The sequence below is a fragment of the Mesorhizobium sp. M7A.F.Ca.CA.001.10.2.1 genome, from assembly GCF_003998575.1.
Classification (GTDB): Bacteria; Pseudomonadota; Alphaproteobacteria; order Rhizobiales; family Rhizobiaceae; genus Mesorhizobium.
In genome coordinates this window covers 1-960 of sequence record NZ_RZQY01001134.1, presented here as the reverse complement: position 1 = coordinate 960, position 960 = coordinate 1, and the positions used below count along the sequence as shown (strand labels likewise).

The window sequence follows — 960 nt, the reverse complement described above, 5'->3', positions numbered from 1 at the left end:
ATCTAAGATTCTTCTGATTCTAAGAGTCTGTTGGTTCTGGTGGTTGCCACCTGTCCCGCTTTGCCCCGGAAAACACCAGCCAACATATTGTCGCGTGCTTCTTTTTCCCAGATGTAGGGTTCTGGGGATAGATCGGAATCGATCAAGCGAGTCAAAGTGTTAGGCACAGTGGTGAAAAGCAGGTCCTGTGGACGGACCGCAGTCGAAAAAAGCCGTCCCCAAACTTGTCCCCAGTCGCCCGACGAAGCTGACAGCGCATCGAATTGTGGACAAACTGCCATCTGATACAGTCGCCTCCGACAGGCCCGTCTTTTCATCCCGCTTTATCCACAGAAGCCCACAGCCCCAGGTGACCCCCTGTGAACAAACCCCAGAGCTTCTTCCACCTGCACCTGATTTCCGACGCGACCGGCGAAACGCTGCTCGCCGCCGGCCGGGCAGCTTCGGCGCAGTACAAGGACGCGCGCGCCATCGAGCATATCTATCCGCTGATCCGCACCGAAAAGCAGGTGGCGAAGGTGTTCGAGGACATCGAGGAGGAACCGGGCATCATCCTCTATACGGTCGTCGACCAGAAGCTGGCGCGCGGCATCGACGAGCGCTGCGCGGCCATGGGCCTGCCCTGTGTGTCGGTGCTGGAGCCGGTGCTGACCGTGTTCCAGTCCTATCTCGGCACCCCGGCCGGCCGCCGCGTCGGTGCCCAGCATGTTCTCGACGCTGAATATTTCCGCCGCATCGATGCGCTCAATTTCACCATGGACCATGATGACGGCCAGTTGCCGCTCAACATGGACGATGCCGATGTCGTGCTGATCGGCATTTCGCGCACGTCGAAGACGCCGACCAGCATCTATCTCGCCAACCGCGGCATCAAGACCGCCAACATCCCGATCGTGCTTGGCGTGCCGGTGCCGGAAAGCCTGGTTGCCGCCAGCAAGCCGCTGATCGTCGGGCTAATCG

General features: G+C 59.8%; 1 protein-coding gene. It reads left to right on the top strand.

Annotation, left to right across the window (positions count from 1 at the left end; translation table 11 throughout):
- Positions 1 to 359 precede the first annotated feature (359 nt).
- Positions 360 to 960 (top strand): pyruvate, water dikinase regulatory protein (locus EN964_RS35665; protein WP_164776477.1); only part of this gene is annotated, 601 nt, incomplete at its 3' end.